Consider the following 18,647-nt stretch of genomic DNA (forward strand, 5'->3'; position numbering starts at 1 on the left):
CTGCGCTCTCTGCGGCCTCTGCGGTTAAAAAAAATCCAAATATCAATTTATCATCTAATTACCAACAAGCTGTTTTTCTGCCTCTTCCAGCAACCCAATAACTTGCTCTTTAGTCACAGTTGGAAATCCATCCAAAAAATCATCAATGGATTCTCCTGCTTTCAGATAGTCCAGAAGTGTTTGTACTGGAACTCTAGTACAAGCAAAGACTGGAGTGCCGCCCATAATCTCAGGAGATACGCTAATAATTAGAGGATTTTTCAGCATAAATATTTAGACCTTCGGGTTTCATAGTTAACTCATCAGCTTCAACTATTTTTACACGCTCCATCGATCGCATCAGCTTTGATTTTTTCGTGCATCTACCCAATTGAGTAAATCTATATATAATACATGATACTAGATCGATCGCCATCCCACGCTTGACTCTAGATCAAAATCTTTTCATCACTTTGAGAGACACATCAAAATGAACAACAACGGACTGCCAGTAAAACAAGGCCTGTACGATCCGCAGTTCGAGCACGATGCTTGCGGAGTCGGGTTCATCGTACACATGAAAGGTAACAAATCCCACGAAATCGTCGAACAGGGACTAACAATCCTGTTGAATCTCGACCACCGGGGGGCCTGCGGCTGCGAACCCAACACCGGAGACGGGGCGGGAATTTTGATGCAAGTGCCGCACAAATTCATGAAAAAAGTAACGGCGGCCCTCAACATCGAACTTCCAGAAGCCGGCGAGTACGGTGTCGGCGCGATTTACTCCTCGCCAAATCCAACGGAACGGGAAAACGGGAAACGCATTTTTGAGGAAATCGCCGCCGAAGAAGGCCAAGAAGTGCTCGGCTGGCGCGATGTTCCCACGGATAACTCATCCTTGGGCGACACCGCCAAATCTAGCGAACCCTTCATGCAGCAAGTGTTCCTCCGGCGCGCCGCAGGTATTGACGAGGCGGCTTTTGAGCGGAAACTGTACGTCATCCGCAAGCGCGCTCACAACGCCATCCGCAGGACGGAAGTAGACCCCTACTGGTACAATTCCACACTGTCGTGCCGCACGATCGTCTACAAGGGAATGTTAATGCCGGTACAAGTGGGAGATTACTATCCCGACCTCCACGACCCCGACATGGAAAGCGCTTTAGCCCTAGTTCACTCGCGCTTCAGCACCAATACTTTTCCGAGTTGGGAACGATCGCACCCTTACCGCTACATCGCCCACAACGGCGAAATCAACACGATGCGCGGCAACATCAACTGGATGCACGCGCGGCAATCCTTGTTCGAGTCCGAGTTGTTCGGCGATGATTTAAAGAAAATCCCGAATTTAATCAACATCGAAGGTAGCGACTCAACGATTTTTGACAACGCTTTGGAATTACTATATTTGGCCGGGCGTTCTTTACCCCACGCCGTAATGATGATGATTCCCGAACCTTGGACAGCCCACGAGTCCATGAGTGACGAGAAAAAAGCTTTCTACGAATATCATTCCTGCTTGATGGAACCTTGGGATGGCCCGGCTTCGATCGCATTTACCGACGGAACATCGATCGGCGCAGTGCTCGATCGCAACGGTTTGCGCCCTTCCCGCTACTGCGTCACCAAAGACGACTTAGTAATCATGGCATCGGAAGCCGGAGTTTTGCCGATCGCCCCAGAAAGAATCCTCTCAAAAGGCCGCCTGCAACCGGGGAGGCTGTTCCTAGTAAATACCGAGGAAGGCCGCATCGTTTCTGACGAAGAAATTAAGACCAAAATCTCTACAGAACACCCCTACCGCGAGTGGATCGACCAGCACATGGTCGAAATCGCCAAACTCCCAGATGCGCCAGCAGTCGCAGAATCCGACCCCGAAACATTGATCCAGCGCCAAATGGCCTTTGGCTACACCTTTGAAGAACTGCGGTTGCTGTTAGCGCCAATGGCAAAAAATGGTGTAGAAGCTGTCGGTGCAATGGGTGCGGATACGCCGCTGGCTGTGCTTTCCAACCGCCCAAAACTGCTTTACGAATACTTCCAGCAACTGTTTGCTCAAGTTACCAATCCGCCGATAGATTCGATCCGCGAAGAAATTGTAACTTCTGCTGAAACTACGATCGGCGCTGAACGCAATTTGCTGAAGCCAGAACCAGAAAGCTGCCATTTAATCGAACTGAAAACCCCAATTCTCAGCAATGAAGAATTAGCAAAACTCAAACAGGTAAATCTAGGCAATTTCCGCTCTATCACACTGCCGATTTTGTTCAACCCCAAAAGCGGGGTAAAAGGTCTCGAACAGGCGTTAGAAGATGTGTTTGCAGCAGCAGATAGCGCTATCGCCTCTGGGGTGAATATCATCATTTTGAGCGATCGGGGAATCAACGCCGAAAACGCTCCGATTCCGGCGCTGCTGGCGGTTGCGGGCCTGCACCACCACTTGATCAGTAAAGGTACGCGCACGCAGGCGGGACTTGTTCTCGAATCCGGTGAACCGCGCGAAGTGCATCACTTTGCGACTTTAATCGGCTACGGTTGCGGTGCGATTAATCCGTATTTGGCCTTTGAGACGATCGCCGATTCGATCCGCGAAAAATTGCTGCTAGATGTTGATTACAAAACAGCTTGCAAAAACTACGTGAAAGCCGCAACTAAGGGTGTGACAAAAGTTGCCTCAAAAATTGGGATTTCCACCATTCAAAGTTATCGCGGTGCACAGATATTTGAGGCGATCGGATTGAACAAATCCGTAGTCGATAAATACTTCACTTGGACAGCATCGCGGATTGCAGGTGTAGACTTGGAAATCATCGCCCAAGAAGCGATTTTACGCCACACCCACGCATTCCCAGAACGCCCCAGCAGCGGACATACTCTCGATGTCGGCGGCGAATATCAGTGGCGAAAAGAAGGCGAGGCGCATTTGTTCAGCCCGCAGACAATTCACGCGCTGCAAAAGTCGGTACGCGAGGGAAGTTACCCGCTTTTCAAACAGTATTCTGGGCTGGTTAATGAACAAAACCAGCAGCATTTTACCTTGCGCGGTTTGTTGCAATTCAAGCAGCGGGAATCGATACCGATTGAAGAAGTCGAACCCGTGGAAGCGATTGTCAAACGCTTCAAAACCGGGGCGATGAGTTATGGTTCGATTTCCCAAGAAGCGCATGAGTCTCTGGCGATCGCCATGAACCGCATTGGTGGTAAATCGAACACCGGTGAAGGCGGCGAAGATTCCGATCGCTATACTTGGACGAACGATCGGGGCGACTCGAAAAACAGTGCGATCAAACAAGTTGCTTCCGGGCGTTTCGGCGTTACCAGCTTGTACCTTTCCCAAGCGCGGGAATTGCAAATTAAGATGGCGCAAGGCGCGAAACCTGGAGAAGGCGGACAGTTGCCGGGTAAAAAAGTATACCCTTGGATTGCGAAAGTACGGAACTCTACTCCCGGCGTGGGTTTGATTTCGCCTCCTCCTCACCACGACATTTATTCGATCGAGGATTTGGCCGAATTGATTCATGACTTGAAAAATGCCAACCGGGAAGCGCGGGTTAGCGTCAAACTGGTGTCGGAAGTGGGAGTCGGGACGATCGCGGCTGGTGTAGCGAAGGCCCACGCCGATGTGGTGCTAATTTCCGGCTACGACGGCGGTACAGGCGCATCCCCGCAAACTTCGATCAAACACGCGGGTTTACCTTGGGAGTTGGGATTGGCGGAAACTCACCAGACTTTGGTACTCAACAATCTCCGCAGTCGCATTGCTGTGGAAACCGACGGTCAAATGAAAACCGGGCGCGATGTAGCAATTGCTGCACTGCTTGGTGCTGAGGAATTCGGTTTTGCCACCGCGCCGCTGGTAACTTTGGGCTGTATCATGATGCGCGTCTGCCATCAAAACACTTGCCCCGTGGGTGTTGCAACTCAAGATCCCTTGTTGCGGAAAAACTTTACGGGCGATCCGCAGCACACGGTAAACTTTATGACATTCATCGCGCAGGAAGTGCGTGAAATTATGGCGCAGTTGGGCTTCCGCACGCTGAATGAAATGGTGGGCCGCACTGATGTGTTGGAAGCGCAGCAAGCGGTGGAACACTGGAAGGCTAAGGGTTTGGATTTCTCGAACATTCTGTTCCAGCCGGAGGTTGGGGCGGATGTCGGGCGCTATTGTCAGATGGCGCAGGATCACGGTTTGGAAAAGTCGATGGATATGACTGTGTTGTTGGATTTGTGCAAAGGTGCGATCGCAAATGGCGAAAAAGTGCACGCAAAACTGCCAATTACCAACATCAACCGCGTTGTCGGCACAATTCTCGGTAACGAAATCACCAAACGCCACTGGGAAGGTTTACCCGATGACACGGTACACCTGCACTTCCAAGGTAGCGCGGGACAAAGCTTTGGCGCATTTGTGCCCAAGGGAGTCACGCTGGAGCTCGAAGGCGAGGCCAACGACTATCTCGGCAAGGGCCTGAGCGGCGGCAAAATCATCTTGTATCCGTCGCCGGCTTCTACCTTTGTCGCAGAAGAAAATGTGATTGTCGGCAACGTGGTGCTTTACGGAGCCACCGCTGGTGATGTTTTCATCCGGGGGATGGCGGGTGAACGTTTCGGAGTCCGCAATTCCGGGGTAAACGCCGTAGTTGAGGGTGTGGGCGATCACGGTTGCGAGTACATGACTGGCGGCAAAGTTGTGGTTTTGGGTGAAACCGGGCGCAATTTTGCAGCGGGTATGAGTGGCGGTGTTGCTTACATTTTGGATGAGGCGGGGGATTTTGCTACTCGCTGCAATATGTCGATGGTGGATTTGGAAAAACTGGAGGATGTTGAGGAAATTAGCGATTTGCGGCTGATGCTTCAAACTCATGTTGATTTGACTGGAAGTGCAAAAGCATCAAAGGTTCTTGCTGCGTGGGATGAGATGGTGCCGGTGTTTGTGAAAGTGATGCCGCGGGATTATAAGCGGGTGTTGCAGGCCATTGAAAGGGCGATCGCATCGGGTTTAAGCGGTGATGATGCGCTGACGGCTGCGTTTGAAGAAAACGCTCGCGATGTCGCTCGGATTGGCGGCAGTTAATTATAACAATCCTGTTTCTTGTTTTCTGGGGTGGGCTTCTAGCCCGCCCCAAAATTAAATTTAAATGCAGAAAAGCTGAGAATGGAAACAAAGCTTGAAGTCGATCGCCGTTCCCGGAAAAGGACTCGTCATGAATACTGATGATGCGCTAATTAAAGAAATCCTTAAACGTTGGCAACCGCGATCGAGTCGATGTGGTCGCCTAGTGCAACGATCAGATACCGTTTTGCATTGGCATTACAGCGTTGCTCTATCGGATGCGTCTGCGCTCGGTTGGTGGCCCGAGCATCCGAGCCGTCCATCAGATCGAGGATGCTTGGCTATCGAAAAGCTAGGTGATAATTTTCATGATGCCCTGAAAGTTCCCTATCTCAATCGATCTGAAATTTTGACGAATTTAATTGCTTCTGTCCCGGCGTTTCACGAGGAATGGAACTATGGCGTTCAAGGATGGAATTGCGAACATTGGGCGCGTTTGGTAACGACCGGGCAACCGATTTCGTATCAAATCAAAACTCAAGGTTTTGGAATATTTGACCTATTTGGCACGTTACACAATCGCGGCGAGGCGATCGCACACCTCAATGGTTATAGGGACTATGCGGATCAACAAATCCGCGCGATCGCTGACAATGGTTAAAACCTATGTAGCCTGCATCTTTCTATCATGCTTTGTCAAAGTATTATGGTTTATAATCAAGTTGTACTACTATGAAGCACTCTGCCAAAATGCTTATGCCAATTCAATTTCGGTTCCATCCAGAGAAAGCTATTGAAGCAGCAGCAGTGTTCTTAAAGCTGCACGATCGGCCTATGAAATATTTAGGCTTACTGAAGATGCTTTACATAGCTGACCGTATTGCATTGAAACGCATAGAGCAACCGATTACTGGCGATCGTTATGTATCTATGAATTATGGCCCCGTCCTCAGTGGTGTTTATGACCTGATTAAGGGGAAGCCCATTGATAATGCCTTACCTCTCTGGTCTAAGTTCATTGCCACGAAAAATGAACAAAATGAACATCTTGTTTCCCTGTTGAACGATCCAGGAAATGCAGATCTTTGCGAAGAAGAGGAGGAAATCATTCAAGAGGTTTATCAAGCTTTTGGGCATCTCGATCCTTTTCTGGTTGCTGAGTGGACTCATGACCTTCCAGAATGGCAAGATCCGCACGGTTCAGCCATTCCGATTGCTGTAGAGGATATTCTAAAAAATGTGGGTAAGAGTGACGAAGAAATAGGTGAAATTCAGGATTCAGCCATCCGAGAGGCATATCTAGATGGGGTTTTGATGGGTAACAGTGACGAGAAAATATCCCAAATTCAGCAGTCAGCCATCCGGGAGGCATATCTAGATGAGGTTTTGAATGGCTAGCATCATCATTAATTTGGGAGATGCTTTTTTGCTGGATACACCTCCTAACAGTGAACATCTATATATTGCCATTGCACAAACTTCTGAAAGCAGCTATCTCTTCGTTAACGTCACTAGCCGCAGACCTAATTCTGAAGATGCCTGTATTCTCCTACCAGGTTCGGGTGTACCAAGCTTTATAATCCGTGAGTCTGTGATAGCTTACCAATTTGCTCGTGAGATGAATGATACTGAACTAGCTGGATTAATTACTGCTGGTAGTCCTATTCCAAAAGGATCTTGTTCAGTGGCTGTTCTGGCACAAATCCAGCAGGGTGGTTTGGTTTCCAAGCGGTTGAAGAACAGGTATAAAGTCGCCCTCCAAGGTTTCTTGGGAATATCGTGAGATTTTGTTGAGCGTTTAGTTCTGGAAACCTGAAATCTAACACTCCGATCGCGAATTTATGAGTTGTGAATCTGAGGAGGACTAATGTTAGATATTGCATAAAACAGAAGTAGAGGAAATTGTGCAATGGATAAACTAATCGAGTATCCCAAACTAATTAAGCGTATTTTGACGGAGTATATAAAATTGTGCAATAATCGCTCTTCTCAACAAGAAACCGAGACATTCTTGATTGCAGACGAGCAAAACGGTCATTACATCTGGATGAATCTGGGCTGGCCTCATGGCGATCGCCTTACGGGAATGACAGTCTACGTTCGGATTTGCGATCGCAAATTTTGGATCGAGGAAGACTGGACAGAATATGGGATTGCAACGGATTTAGTAGAAGCAGGGGTTCCCAAAGAAGATATTGTGCTGGCATTTCACGAGCCTGAAATGCGGCAATACACAGATTTTGCAGTCGCTTCGTAGCATATTTATGGGAAAATTAACAAAAGATACTATGAATCAAGAATTTTGGAACCAGATCAAGTCCAAGTATCAACTTGGAAAACTAATCTATGGCAAAGTTGAATTTCATGCACCTTTTGGAGTCTTTGTCAATCTTGGCGATGCAGAGGTAAAAGGGCTTATTCAAATTTCCGACTTTCTCGATACAGGCTCGATGACACCAGAAATGTATCCTGATGTTGGTTCGCCTGTCGGTGCAGTTGTCATTGGCTACACTGAAGACGATCGCCAACAAGTCTGGTTGAGCGTTAAACCCAGCGTGCTACAAAAATCTCTTATCAAGTTAAAAATTCCCGTTGCAAATCAATTATGACGCAGAGAGACTATGAAAGCAATTGAAACCACCGGAAAAATTGACAATCGAGGGCGACTTTTTCTCGATCGCCCCCTTGCCCTTGCCAACTACAGCCACGTTCGGATTATTGTCTTAGTACCGGAAGACACTGATATCGATCCAGATGATGACCCCATCGAAACTGTCCTCGAAGGGCTTCAGCAAGGCTTCCACGAAGCAATTACCGGACAAACTCTCCCTTTGTCTCAAATGTGGGACGGCATCAATGATAATCGATCGAACTAGCTATTTATGAAAATTCCCAATAGCGATCGACTCAAATCGTAGTAACTGAGAGTAGAATTGAGTTTCTAGTTTCCATAGAGCAACGCCGCTTTGAGCCAGATTCAAATCTTAAACTTACAAAACCTTAGCCAGGGACTCCCTGCGATTACACCTGCTTTTGGAGCCGCGATCGCAGAAGCAGGTGCGATTTGCCTAACCGATGAAGCTCACCAACCAGGAGTAACACTTGAAATTGAAGGAGAATTTTCTACTGCGTTCAAATTAGATTGGCAGCCAGTCACCGAGCAAACCCGAAGATGTTAGAATGACGAAGAATACACGACTGAGCAGGCTGCTTATGGAATCGCATTCCTGTTAATTCTACAATTAACAAATCTCACAGTCATTGAACGTTCTCGCAAAGGAACTGGATTTGACTATTGGTTAGGAAGTCAAAATTCAGCTACCACGTTGCCATTTGAGCGAATGGCGCGCCTAGAGGTTTCTGGAATTCGCAAAGGCAATCGAAGTCAAATCAATGCTAGAGTCAAGCTGAAAACGGAACAAACCCGCATCTCAGACGCACAAGGCTTGCCAGCGTATATCATTGTAGTAGAGTTCAGCAGACCGATTTCTATTATTGGTGCAAAGCAAAATCCTGAAGGAACCGTACTCCAATGAGCCAGATTCAATCGCTCCACCAACAAGCAATGGATTTAGCCGAAGCAGCGGCAGTCGCCCGCTTAAGAGGTGCGTTGGACTTGGCTGCACAATTCACGCGCCAAGCCTTTGAGAAAGAAACTCAGGCCGCAGCCTTAATCGCTAGCACCCTTGATGCTGAACCCACTCGTTCTGTGCTTCACCGCAGCGCAGCATCTTTAGCGATTGAATGTGGCGAATTAAGAATGGCAGAACGTCTAATTGCAACCGCGTTATCTGGCAATCCCCCTTTAGAAATTGCTGAAGAACTTAAAGATTTATTCATCCAGATCAACTTGAGCCAATATCTGAAGCGTCAAGGAATCCACATCGACATTCAAGAATTGCCAGGACTGGTAAATCAATAGCACTCGTTAGGAAAACTATCCAAGAAACCGGGTTTCTCCGATCATCTCAGCATCCCCACCAAGATCGAGGAAGAAACCCGGTTTCTCAACCCCCGCGCGCCGATGGGTTTCTCGAAGTTCTTTGATATGCTGGGAAACACTGTAGCAGTCGTCACCGTGCCTGGAAGTTTTTTGCGATCGCCCACGGGTGCAGACAGACCTACAGTGAGACTTGTGAATAGTTTAGCTGCGTAAGTACCGAAAGCAGTTCGTGCGATATAATGCGATCGCTAGATTGTGGAATAGTAATCCAAAAAAAAGGATAATTATGACCGTCGAACAAGCCATTTTAGAAAATGTCAAGGTCTTATCGGCAGACCCGCAACAAGAAGTATTAGCCTTTATCAAATTCTTGCATTCGGATAAAGGAGAAGATATTTATAAAGGACGCTTCAAAGAACTCCAGCAAGAAATTCGTCTGGGAATGGATGCGGCCGAACGAGGTGAAGTAATTGATGCGGAAGATATGTTTCGGAGTTTGCGCTTAAAGCTACAACGCTGATAAGATATAATATAAAATATTATGAGTTAATGCAGCAAACCATGAGTACAGCAGCCCTAACTACAAAACAGTACATTGAAGAACGGGAAGATTGCTACCGAATTGTCGGGAAGCGCGTTTCTCTCGATTCAATTATTTATGCTTTCCTGGCAGGACAATCACCTGAAAGCATCGTTCAGTCATTTGCAGCAGTGACACTAGAAGAAGTTTATGGAGCGATTACCTTTTACTTGGCTAATCGCACAGCTATTAATGCTTATTTGTCCGAGGGAGAACAACTATTTGAAACATTGAGACAGCAAGCAAGGGAAAATAACTCGTTGCTTTATCAAAAGTTTTACACTCAGACTAGCCCGCAATGAAAATTATTTTCCAAGCAGATGCCGATCTCAATCAAGCGATTGTAACAGGAGTTCTGAGACGCGAGGCAACTGTTGATTTTCAAGCATCAAACGCATCGCTTTTAAGTGGCTTGACAGATTGAGAAGTTCTAAGTTTTGCAGCACAAGAAAATAGAATTCTCGTTTCCCACGACCAAAGAACCATGCCGAGATATTTTGCAGAGTTTATTTCTACTCAAACAACTTCCGGTGTAATTATAGTGTTGCAAAGTTTTCCTATTAGCGACGCGATCGACAATTTAATCAAAATATGGCAGACATCCGAATCAGAAGACTGGGTGAATCGCATTGCATACTTACCTCTGTGATTCCAGCTACGGGACATACAATTCTACGAAAATCAACAGGAACTATCAATAGTTTTGTGAATGGCTAGGAAAATCAACAAGCAAAATGATTCAATCCATACCAAAAATATCCATCAAACCTGGATATCGCGCCCAGTCAGATGATAAAACTCCTGAAGCTGATGCAATTGATTTCTACCAATTGCGGCAACTCACCAATTCCCAACGGTGGCAAATGGCGGCAAAATTAAATCGTTGGGCAAAAACTGTTAGCTTGCGCGGGATGAAAAAAGCTTGTCCATCAACCTACCAAGAGCGATTTGCCCGATCGATCTTACGTAGCAAATGGCTGCCAATTTTAACCCCCACCAGTGAGGCCCCTATGTGGACGCAAGACCCCAGCGAAATTGCTAGACTGTTGCACCCAATTTTTGAAACATTAGGTATCTCTTATTATATTACAGGAGGAGTTGCCGCTTCTGTCTATGGCGACCCCAGAACAACACGCGATTTAGATTTAGTAATTGAATTGATCCGAGATAATATTTCTCAATTAGTTGCAGCACTAGAAACCGCTGGTTTTTACTGTCCTCCGGGTTCGGTAGAAGATATTCAACAGGGCAGAGGGATGGTGTTGAGCGTCACTCACATGGCTTCAGTATTGAACGCTGATATTGTGCTGAATTCTCAGACTGAATTCGATCGCTCAAAAATGGCAAGACGACGATTAGAAGCCCTAGACGAAGCTGGTGTAGAAGACTTTTGGATAGCTTCTCCTGAAGATATTGTGTTGGCAAAACTGCTCTGGCGGCAACAGTCTCAGCCTCAAAAACAATGGTATGATGTTTTGGGAATTCTGAAAGTCCAAGCTGAGCATTTGGAGCAGGGTTATTTGACTGAGTGGGCGCAACAATTGGGATTAATTGATGATTTGAATCTAGCTTTTAGTGAAGCAGGGACTTGATACGTGAGTATTAACTCAACACGTAGCGACAGTTTCAGGGCTGACGCAGGGGCGGGCTGATTCCCGGTTTTTAGGAAAAATTTTGCGTTTAAGCAAATCAAATCTGCGATCGATCGCCTATAATCAAAAATCAGACCAGCCATAAAAAACCATCGCCATGAGCGTAATTGCAGTTAAATGGTCGATCGACGAATACCACCAAATGATCTCCTCGCGCATCTTAGAAAATCGGCGCGTCGAACTGCTGAAGGGAGAAGTTGTTGAAATGTCACCAGAAGGGGAACCCCACGCCTATTTTAGCAGCGAAGCAGGAGAATATCTGATCAGGCTGTTGGGCGATCGCGCTACCATCCGTTCAGCCAAGCCGATTACGCTTCCTAACGACTCGGAACCAGAACCCGATATTGCGATCGTACAGCGATTGGGCCGCACATATCTCGAACATCACCCCTATCCCGAAAACATTTTCTGGCTGATAGAATACTCAGATTCCACTCTCGTTAAAGATTTAGAGACGAAAACGAAAATCTACGCAGAAGTCGGAATCCCCGAATACTGGGTGGTTAACCTCAAAAGAAGACACCTGATAGTATTTCGAGATCCTCTTGATGGAGATTACACTTCCAAGCTGACGCTAACCGCCGGAACCGTTAACCCGCTAGCATTTCCCGATGTGGCTGTGTCGGTAAGTGCGATCGTTAGCACTTGATTTTCCTTGTAAATTCCGCCTTCAAATCACAGGTAAACCGTCCTGAAATACCAGCAATTCTCCCGGTTGAATTTGCGTCCAAACTTCATCATCAGTCAGCGGAAAAGTAGCAATAACCGCCACGCGATCGCCCTCCTGTGTCAGTTCCCGGAAATCCACAGTTACATCTTCATCGATCGAATGCGCCCTCGCAAAAGGTGCTTGTCGCACAATATAATGCAGATTCGTAGAACAGTGTGTAAATAAATGTTCTCCATCAGAAAGTAAATAGTTAAAAATTCCGTGCGCTGCCAAAGTTTTAGTAATTTCGTTCAAAACTTCGTAAATTTCCGTCAAAGCAGGCTTATTTTGAGGAAAATTTTCTCGCAACCTTTCTAATATCAAACAAAATGCTTTTTCGCTGTCAGTTTTGCCGACAGCTTTATAAAATCCCGCAGTTTCAGGATGAAAATTTTCCAGATTACCATTGTGAGCAAACACCCAATAGCGTCCCCAAAGTTCCCGAATAAAAGGGTGGCAGTTTTCCAGAGCAATTTCGCCTTGGGTAGCTTTGCGGATGTGAGCAATGACGTTAGTTGAGTGAATGGGATAGCGCCGCACAACTTCCGCAACCGGAGAAGCAACCGCAGGTTTTGAGTCGATAAACAGGCGGCATCCCAAACCTTCAAAAAAAGCAATTCCCCAACCGTCTTGATGAAAGTCTGTTTTGCCACCCCTTGCAGAAAAACCTTCAAAAGAAAAGCAAATATCTGTTGGAACATTGCAGTTCATTCCCAGTAATTGGCACATAGCTTTTAAATCTCTGGAGTTTGGATAGATGTCGCAGCTATTGGCAGCTACAGATTTTTGATGATACCATTATAGTATGAATTAATTGAGCATGATAAAAAAATATAATCAATGTGCTTTTCTTGTCCCCCCCTTTTTAAGGGGTGTGCCAGGGAGATCGGTCTTAAGTGAACCGTATTTTATCATAGCCCAAGAGAAGGCGATGCTTTCTGAGGATTGCTCTCTCTTGGCTTAATTAACTTCATTTTTAATTCAAGTTTCTGGGGGAAAGTCAGAAAACTGTTTGATACTCTTCAAAATTATTTGAGGCTTGCTTTTGTACTGTTCAACCTTGCCACTGATATACACATAACCGCGTCCTTGACCAGCATAACGTTTCTCAATCAATCGCTTCAAAGGAGCCATTTCATCAGTTTCGGCATCCGGTATCCACAAATCTAATTTATGATAAACTGAACCAGCATAAATCAGGGCATTTCCACCGATCCATTTATTAATCCCAGCCTGCAAGTCGCAGAAAATAGTAATAGATTTAGCCTGCTCGGAAGCCGCTAAGATTTTCGGGTAGTGCAATCTCACAGACAGGACTCCGGTGGTTACTTCCGACAAGCGAAAATCTTCAACAATGGAGCCGCGCATCGACCACCAAGGAAGCAAGTTTGCATAGTTGCGAGAGGGAATTTTGGCATTAGTAATCGGATTCCAAATCATCAGATTGTAAGCTTTTGCGGCGGATTCTGCCTGAGTCATTGGTCGGTGATACAATCGGGATCGCCCGTATTTCACAAAGTACGGACTCCAGCCTTCTTCAATTAGTTTAAGATTGTAATTTTCTCCATCTTTGTGTATGTAACAGAGGATGCGTCCGTAGTTGTCGCGGTGTTTTAAGAGTGCAACTTCAACCGCATCGTCTGTATCAAATTCAATATCAACTTTAGCTAGTCCACCATCTGCTGTCGCGAAGTATTGTTTAGCCATTTCCGAAGCTGCTTTCCCCGCCGCGGTTACAGGTTTTGAAGTGTTGGAGTAACTTTCTTCTGTATCGACGCAAATCAGTCGCAATGACTCGGTTTTGCCGTTAAGAGCAACTTTGACAGTATCGCCATCAACTACTTGAGTTATTTGCAGGTTCGGAATTCTGGTTGCCATATTTCGCAGCCTGTTAGACTTGAGATTTCATTCACATATTGGCTAAAGTGTACATGAGTTTGGTGCTGAATGCAATTTCTTAGGAGTGAGACCTTCTGTTGGCTACTGGATATATAGCACAATACGGTTCAGTTAATATTTTTTTGTCCGAATAGAGCGTCTTCTGGAAGCAATTGCAGTGTCTATTTTTCACAGAGATTTCTCAACCGGACTCTCTTGTATGAACCGTATTGATATCTAGCATTCTGTGCAACCTTACCGATTAGTGTTGGTATTTTTGATATTGATTTTTGCAAGTTGCTGCGTAATTTATCAAGTCTGGGAAAAAAGCCCTAAAATCTGATTCAAGCTGCTGATAATTAACTGTTAAATCTTCTAGGCCATCTGCTAAGTTATTAGTCCAGTTGATTCTTGCCGATATTCTCTTGAGAGCATGATCTATTCCGTCAATTTCCTTGTAGGAGTCGAGCCAGTCATAGGCAATTATTTTTGGTAGCACTTCCTGAAGCGATTCGGGCAATATATCGCGGTTGTCTTGCAATACTTTGTACGCATTACGCGAAAACTCGCGGAGGGGAACTTGTGAATATTCCAGCCAATTTTTAGCTAAGAAGTGGTCATAAAATACGTCTACCAACACTCCGGCAAATCTGCGTCTATCGGCGCAAACAAGGCTTGTACTCGATCGCACTACTGCATGAGAGTCGGTGTAGATATCTACTTTTCGGTGCAAATCGATGCCGTTTCTAATGTCCTCGGAATAAAGATTGACTGCCGAACCCTTGACAAAATCGCCTAAGAGGTTGCCAATCAGCGATGCTGGCGTACCGTCTGATAAGAATAGATGAGCTAAATAATTCATTGCTACATTAAACAGATATAATACCATTTTTGAAACATGATGCAACTGTATTTGTAGGGTGTGTTGCTCTCTTCTCTTTAAATGCCTATTTAATCGACTTACATGAGAAGTGCTCAATCCATATCCAAGGAGTGAGTTTGTTAGCTAATATTCTTATTAGTAACTTCATTTTTTTTCATAAATTTGATTATCTGATTTTCTATAACCTTCGAGTTGAGGTATGGTGCGAAAACGCTTGAATATTTGATATTTTGAACCTTTTTTTTCGTCTATTATTTTACAGAAATTTACCTCGAAAGAACCTACAATATATAGCCTTTTTCAGAAAGATTAGGTACGCTTCCGGCATAGGGCATAGGGCTATCCTCACTTTTTTGAGAACCGCTATAAGTATCCGCTCAATAAATCGGGGTAGACTACCGTGTCGGGAAGGTTTTTGCGATGTTTGAGGCTCGTCAGTGAGCGATTTTCCCCGATTTATTGAGTGGATACAAAATTTGTATATATTAACACGCCAAATACTATGATCGAAGGTTAACAAGTTAAAATTAGTTAATACCATTTTGACAAAAAATTGCTACACAATAAATGTTGTGTTTGTTTACAATGACCCTGCTCTGGCGGTAATATTGATATTAACACAAATTTTTTCATTCCTAAGCAAAATAGCGACATCCGCGCCAACGCAATCCGAGGCCAAGGCGGAAATATTATCATTAACGCACAAGGTATTTTTCGCTCGACTGACAGCGACATCGACGCCAGTTCAGAATTAGGAATTAACGGCAATGTCGAACTTAGAACTCCCAATACTGACCCCGTAAAAGGATTAAATCAGCCAGAAACCACCCGATTTCCCCCGCCGCCGGCGCGAGGCTGTCAAACTACCGGCCAAAGGACAAGTCGGTTTGTCATCACCGGGCGCGGCGGTTTGCCACCGAGTCCCAGGGAACGAGTCAGCAGCAGCAACGATAATTTTGATGTCGCCAAGCCGCTGGTTGAGGCTCAAGGCTGGATAATTAACGCTAAGGGCGAGATTGAATTGGTAACAAATTCGGCGGTAGTTGTGCCTTACAGTCCTGGGGGAACACCACCAATTTGCAATTAATATCAATTAATCAACAAGATTCGTAAAGTTCGTAGTGAGGAATGCAAGTCCTTCTTTCCGATGACTAAAGTCCTCACTACAAACCATTTTGATTGTGGCTGCTGAGAATAATCCACTGCATTAACTGCTGCCACTCCGGAGATTGAGTTAATAAATCTGCATCCAATTCATTGCCAGCATCCTGCGAAAATTCGGCGAAACATTCCGCCCAATCAATTACTGTTTCCACAGGCAAATAAGGCGTATAATTCCAAGAACGCTGTAAAAATTCTGCCATCTCAACGGAATGACCGGTGCGGTGCAAATACCAAGCAATCCAAACTAAGGTACTGTACTTGATTTGCTTTTCCAACAAACGTATTTTATCGGGCAATTCGGGGCGGGAAAAAAAACTGTCTATGACTGCCGCCAGGGATTTAGCTTGCGGTAAACCTTTGTACATGGCGCTTTGTTCGTGCTGGCGGTAGCAAACTGTTATTTGCCGCAGCCACTCTGTTTCGCATCCCATTAAGGCTAAACGCAGCACTAAATCTGTATCTTCCGCCGGGGGAAATCGAGGGTCAAATCCGCCGGCTCGCTCTAACCAATGGCGGCGAAATACCATCGCGCTGGGTAATACTGGTTTCCACCGCAGCCACATTTCTAAGTCTAATTTAGGGACGTTTTTCCAGGGTGTGACATCTTTGATCGGTTCGCCTATACTGTTGACTTGACGCCAGCCACTGTGGACTATTCCTAAATTTGGTTGCGCTGCAAATACAGCGATTTGTGCTGCTATTTTGTCTGGTAAGAAGTAGTCATCTGCATCGAGAAAGGCGATGAATTCTCCTCGCGCTAGCTCGATGCCGCGATTTCGGGCAATGGAAACTCCTTGATTTTGTTGGTAAATGTAGCGAATTCGATCGCCATATTGCTCTAAAACTAATCTGGTGTCGTCTCGGGAACCGTCGTCTACGACAATAATTTCCCAGTCAGTATAGGTTTGGCGCAGCACGCTATCAACGGCTTGGCCGACGTAAGCAGCGCAGTTGTAAGCCGGAATCACCACGCTTACCTGCGGAGTTCGATCGCTCATCATGAATATCCAGTCCGAAGGATTATAATCTATACAGGCTGGGCGGATTTACTAAAATCCTGGCTGTGAAATCCAGAAAAATTATGCACTCGCCCCTCAAAGATTTATTGATTAAATCCAGTTGCGTCTTGATTATACAATACGTCTAAGGTGCGTCAGAGACTGACGCACCGGATAAGCGATGCTTTTTGAGCATAAATTTGGTTCAAGAATTTGCCCAAGTAAGTTGGCGCGAATTCAGTAAATCGTGGGGGCGAATTCCTAAAGGACTGGGATCGCCTTTTACCTTCAAATACTTGTCAGCTATTTGCAAAACCTGTTCGGGATTGGGTGGCTTGGTCAAAAAATCGGAAGCACCTGTAAGTTTCGCTCGCGTGCGATCGATTATACTGTCTTGACCAGTCAAAAATACGATCGGAGTTTCCCGAAAACTCGGTGTTTTCCGCAAAAAATTGCACAAAGCAAAACCACTTGTCTTCGGCATCACCACGTCCATAAAAATTAAAGCAGGCTTCTGTTTGGCGATGATGCCCACTCCATCCATCGGATCTTGAATTTTTAGGACTCGATACCCCGCCGGCAATAAAATTTGCTGTAAAAATTCGCATACTGTCGGACTGTCATCGATACAGGCAATCAAAGGGCGCACCCGCCCATTCATCGCCGCAGCAAGGCGCCACTGTTCTATAGGCGACGGTAAGTCTGGTACTGTTCGGAAATTTACTAAACCCTGCTTCATGTAATTAACTAAAGCGCGAGTTGCGACGGTGACGCACTGTTTTTTCTTAAATGCAATATCCCAAAGAGTATTCTCGCCGTTAAATACGTTACCCAAAGCTATCAAAGAACTAGAGCTAAATCGATTTTCCTGTAACTTGGCCGACGCTTTTAAAAGCGGTGCTTGTTCAGGATCTACCAGCCACAAACCCATTCCTTTCCACTTCTGCCAAATTTGTTCTGTAGAACACAGAATTTTTTCTACTTCCGTTACAGACAGCAGCAAAGAAGAGATAATTTTAGAAAAATATTTTTCCGACGGACGCCATTCCCGACGTAAACCCGATTGACCGATCAGAGCAAAGAAAACTTCCGAAACGCTGCTGTGGACGATCGCCTTAGCTTGTTGCAAACTCATTTCGCTGGCTGCCAGCCCTTGCTGAATCAGTTGATATTCCCATAGTTCCCCAGCATCGAGGTCTCTGAGATCCACTTGAAAGTTGCGACAGTGTTGCCCAACAGCCCTGTACCAGCGCCTCGCCCTATGCGCTCCTCCTGTCGCATAAACCAAACTACCCTGGAAAAAGTAAAGTTGCCACTGTTGTTCGCCTTGCTCTAACAGCAGTTTTCCCGTTGCTTGTTTCTGGCTGAGCACTGCCAGAGTATGAGATAGCATTTTGTACCCGATTGCGGTAGCAGACATATCAACTCGCATCCCCTGTACTCCTGTTTCTCCTATTATATAGATGCTGAGTTGTGGAATAAAACAGTAATATTACTGAATTTTGCTCAAAAAAACACACTTTATGCTGCGAGTGCAACCCCATCAGGTACTGATACAATTTCTCCAAAATAATGCAGCCATAGGTAGGCTGAAAACCCTTAATTCATCAGTTATTCCCAAATTTCAAATCTGAAATCTGAAATCTCAAATGGTACGATACCCCTCAGGAGTTTTAGCCATCAGGATGCAGCGCCTATTTGCACTAAGCTGTCGCGTATTTAAATTAAATATTCGGTACGGCGTCGGAGCAACGTACCACAAGAGTGTTTGATTGATTTTTCACACACAATTTAAATGTAGAACA

The 18,647-nt window shown here is 45.6% G+C and carries 22 protein-coding genes; 16 read left to right on the forward strand and 6 right to left on the reverse strand.

Translation table 11 applies throughout. The features are described from left to right. Positions 1-54: 54 nt before the first annotated feature. Complete coding sequence (locus QUB66_RS26235; RefSeq protein WP_265234931.1) at positions 55-267, reverse strand: DUF433 domain-containing protein; 213 nt, start codon at positions 265-267, stop codon at positions 55-57. A 202-nt stretch (positions 268-469) separates the two neighbouring features. On the opposite strand from QUB66_RS26235, the gene gltB reads away from it, so the two are divergent. The 15 genes from gltB (at position 470) to QUB66_RS26310 (ending at position 11,859) form a co-directional block, all read left to right on the forward strand. Beyond that, positions 470-5,056 (forward strand): glutamate synthase large subunit, encoded by a 4,587-nt coding sequence (gene gltB, locus QUB66_RS26240; protein ID WP_332970240.1) that lies wholly within the window; start codon positions 470-472, stop codon positions 5,054-5,056. A gap of 130 nt (positions 5,057-5,186) precedes the next feature. Further along, complete coding sequence (locus QUB66_RS26245; protein ID WP_332971291.1) at positions 5,187-5,696, forward strand: hypothetical protein; 510 nt, start codon at positions 5,187-5,189, stop codon at positions 5,694-5,696. Between the two features lie 71 nt (positions 5,697-5,767). Further along, entirely contained in the window at positions 5,768-6,433 is a 666-nt protein-coding gene (locus tag QUB66_RS26250; protein WP_332970242.1) for a Panacea domain-containing protein, read from the forward strand. After that, on the forward strand, positions 6,426-6,818 hold the full coding sequence (locus tag QUB66_RS26255; RefSeq protein ID WP_332970243.1) for a hypothetical protein: 393 nt from the start codon (positions 6,426-6,428) through the stop codon (positions 6,816-6,818). Before QUB66_RS26250 ends, QUB66_RS26255 begins: the two co-directional genes overlap by 8 nt. A 126-nt stretch (positions 6,819-6,944) precedes the next feature. Further along, complete coding sequence (locus QUB66_RS26260; RefSeq protein WP_332970244.1) at positions 6,945-7,292, forward strand: XisI protein; 348 nt, start codon at positions 6,945-6,947, stop codon at positions 7,290-7,292. A gap of 31 nt (positions 7,293-7,323) precedes the next feature. Further along, complete coding sequence (locus QUB66_RS26265) at positions 7,324-7,644, forward strand: S1 RNA-binding domain-containing protein (protein WP_332970245.1); 321 nt, start codon at positions 7,324-7,326, stop codon at positions 7,642-7,644. A 12-nt stretch (positions 7,645-7,656) separates the two neighbouring features. Then, positions 7,657-7,911 (forward strand): type II toxin-antitoxin system RelN family antitoxin, encoded by a 255-nt coding sequence (locus QUB66_RS26270; protein WP_332970246.1) that lies wholly within the window; start codon positions 7,657-7,659, stop codon positions 7,909-7,911. A gap of 90 nt (positions 7,912-8,001) precedes the next feature. Further along, positions 8,002-8,214 carry a hypothetical protein gene (locus QUB66_RS26275; protein WP_332970247.1) on the forward strand — a complete coding sequence of 71 codons (213 nt, stop codon included), beginning with the start codon at positions 8,002-8,004 and terminating at the stop codon, positions 8,212-8,214. 162 nt (positions 8,215-8,376) lie between these two features. Then, a complete protein-coding gene (locus QUB66_RS26280) occupies positions 8,377-8,571 on the forward strand; it encodes a hypothetical protein (RefSeq protein WP_332970248.1) in 195 nt (64 codons plus the stop codon). Then, positions 8,568-8,957: a hypothetical protein gene (locus QUB66_RS26285; protein ID WP_332970249.1), complete on the forward strand. Its 390-nt coding sequence runs from the start codon at positions 8,568-8,570 to the stop codon at positions 8,955-8,957. The genes QUB66_RS26280 and QUB66_RS26285 overlap by 4 nt, the downstream gene beginning before the upstream one ends. A 307-nt stretch (positions 8,958-9,264) precedes the next feature. After that, on the forward strand, positions 9,265-9,498 hold the full coding sequence (locus QUB66_RS26290) for a hypothetical protein (RefSeq protein ID WP_332970250.1): 234 nt from the start codon (positions 9,265-9,267) through the stop codon (positions 9,496-9,498). Between the two features lie 41 nt (positions 9,499-9,539). After that, the gene (locus QUB66_RS26295) at positions 9,540-9,860 is read left to right on the forward strand and encodes a DUF433 domain-containing protein (protein ID WP_332970251.1); all 321 of its coding nucleotides are present in this window, start codon (positions 9,540-9,542) and stop codon (positions 9,858-9,860) included. Positions 9,861-10,042: 182 nt separating this feature from the next. Further along, positions 10,043-10,207 carry a hypothetical protein gene (locus QUB66_RS26300; protein ID WP_332970252.1) on the forward strand — a complete coding sequence of 55 codons (165 nt, stop codon included), beginning with the start codon at positions 10,043-10,045 and terminating at the stop codon, positions 10,205-10,207. A gap of 85 nt (positions 10,208-10,292) precedes the next feature. Next, entirely contained in the window at positions 10,293-11,150 is an 858-nt protein-coding gene (locus QUB66_RS26305) for a hypothetical protein (protein WP_332970253.1), read from the forward strand. A 157-nt stretch (positions 11,151-11,307) separates the two neighbouring features. Continuing rightward, positions 11,308-11,859: a Uma2 family endonuclease gene (locus tag QUB66_RS26310; protein ID WP_265234916.1), complete on the forward strand. Its 552-nt coding sequence runs from the start codon at positions 11,308-11,310 to the stop codon at positions 11,857-11,859. 21 nt (positions 11,860-11,880) lie between these two features. Here the strand turns inward: QUB66_RS26310 and QUB66_RS26315 are convergent, their stop codons facing one another. From QUB66_RS26315 to QUB66_RS26325, 3 genes are all read right to left on the reverse strand, one after another. Beyond that, positions 11,881-12,648 carry a class II glutamine amidotransferase gene (locus tag QUB66_RS26315; RefSeq protein ID WP_332970255.1) on the reverse strand — a complete coding sequence of 256 codons (768 nt, stop codon included), beginning with the start codon at positions 12,646-12,648 and terminating at the stop codon, positions 11,881-11,883. Between the two features lie 252 nt (positions 12,649-12,900). Beyond that, a complete protein-coding gene (locus QUB66_RS26320) occupies positions 12,901-13,797 on the reverse strand; it encodes a thermonuclease family protein (RefSeq protein WP_265234914.1) in 897 nt (298 codons plus the stop codon). Positions 13,798-14,059: 262 nt separating this feature from the next. Next, the gene (locus QUB66_RS26325; protein ID WP_332970256.1) at positions 14,060-14,686 is read right to left on the reverse strand and encodes an acyl carrier protein phosphodiesterase; all 627 of its coding nucleotides are present in this window, start codon (positions 14,684-14,686) and stop codon (positions 14,060-14,062) included. Positions 14,687-15,590: 904 nt separating this feature from the next. Between QUB66_RS26325 and QUB66_RS26330 the strand changes: the two genes are divergently transcribed. Then, entirely contained in the window at positions 15,591-15,767 is a 177-nt protein-coding gene (locus QUB66_RS26330) for a hypothetical protein (RefSeq protein WP_332970258.1), read from the forward strand. A 76-nt stretch (positions 15,768-15,843) separates the two neighbouring features. Here QUB66_RS26330 and QUB66_RS26335 read toward each other — a convergent pair whose 3' ends face one another. Beyond that, positions 15,844-16,842, reverse strand: coding sequence for a glycosyltransferase family 2 protein (locus tag QUB66_RS26335; protein WP_332970262.1), 999 nt, complete (start codon positions 16,840-16,842; stop codon positions 15,844-15,846). 205 nt (positions 16,843-17,047) lie between these two features. Next, the gene (locus tag QUB66_RS26340) at positions 17,048-18,262 is read right to left on the reverse strand and encodes a response regulator (RefSeq protein WP_265234911.1); all 1,215 of its coding nucleotides are present in this window, start codon (positions 18,260-18,262) and stop codon (positions 17,048-17,050) included. Positions 18,263-18,647 lie beyond the last annotated feature (385 nt).

It is taken from the genome of Microcoleus sp. A2-C3 (assembly GCF_036706065.1).
Lineage (GTDB): Bacteria > Cyanobacteriota > Cyanobacteriia > Cyanobacteriales > Microcoleaceae > Microcoleus.